General features: G+C 64.5%; 2 protein-coding genes. Both read left to right on the forward strand.

The annotated features are described in order from the left end of the window. Positions 1-460, forward strand: a 460-nt coding sequence (locus E0L93_RS16000) for a GlgC family sugar phosphate nucleotidyltransferase (RefSeq protein ID WP_207890273.1), incomplete at its 5' end; no start/stop codon positions are given. 52 nt (positions 461-512) lie between these two features. Next, positions 513-988: adenylyl-sulfate kinase (gene cysC, locus E0L93_RS02070; RefSeq protein WP_132687835.1), on the forward strand; the 476-nt coding region annotated here is incomplete at its 3' end.

Consider the following 988-nt stretch of genomic DNA (forward strand, 5'->3'; position numbering starts at 1 on the left):
CGGGAACCTGAGCGCCTACCGGGAGGCTCAGAGCGACGTGCTCGCGGGCCGGATGAAGACGCGGATACCGGGCGAACAGGTACGGAAGGACCTCTGGCTGGACCGGGCCGTCGACGTTCACCCCACGGTCTCGCTCGATGGCCGGATCGTGATCCGCTCCGGCAGCATCGTCGGGCGTGGCGCAGCTCTCTCCGGAGACCTCACCGTCGGCAGCGGTTGCCAGATCCGCGCCGGAGCCACCGTAAGGCGCGGTGTCCTGTTCCCAGGAGCGGTGGTCGGAGAAGAGGCCCACCTCGAGGACTGTATCGTGGGTCCCGGCTACAGAGTGCGACCGGGCGAACGGATCTCGGGCGGAACCCTCGTATGCCCGACGCACCGGAGCCCCCGCCTCCCGCACACGCCGGCGCGGACCATGCCCGCCCCGGCACTCTACGCAGTTCCCCGGATCGACATCTCCTGAAAGGAAGGCAAGAAGAGTGCGTAACGGAGCAGACCTGGCGCTGGAGAACGGAATAAAACTCTCCCATGGCTCCCCCGGACGCGGGTTTACGCTGTGGTTTACGGGCCTCTCCGGAGCCGGGAAGACCACCATAAGCGAGATCGTGGAGAAGGAGCTCAGGGAGAGGCTCGGCAAGGTTGAGGTTCTGGACGGCGACATCGTGCGCACCAACCTCTCCAAGGGGCTTGGTTTCTCCAAGGAGGACCGGGACATAAACGTGCTCAGGATCGGCTTTGTCGCAAACCTCCTCACCCGCAACGGGGTAGCGGTTATCGTATCGGCCATCTCCCCCTACAAGGAGGCCAGGGATCAGGTAAGGAGGGAGATCGGGGAGTTTGTTGAGGTGTATGTGGATGCGCCGGTGGAGGTGTGCGCGGAGAGGGATGTCAAGGGGCTCTACAAGAAGGCGTTCTCTGGGGAGATACAGCAGTTCACTGGGGTCAGCGACCCCTACGAGCCGCCGGTTGCTCCGGAGCTGCACATAAGGAC

It is taken from the genome of Rubrobacter taiwanensis (genome assembly GCF_004337705.1).
GTDB lineage: Bacteria > Actinomycetota > Rubrobacteria > Rubrobacterales > Rubrobacteraceae > Rubrobacter_C > Rubrobacter_C taiwanensis.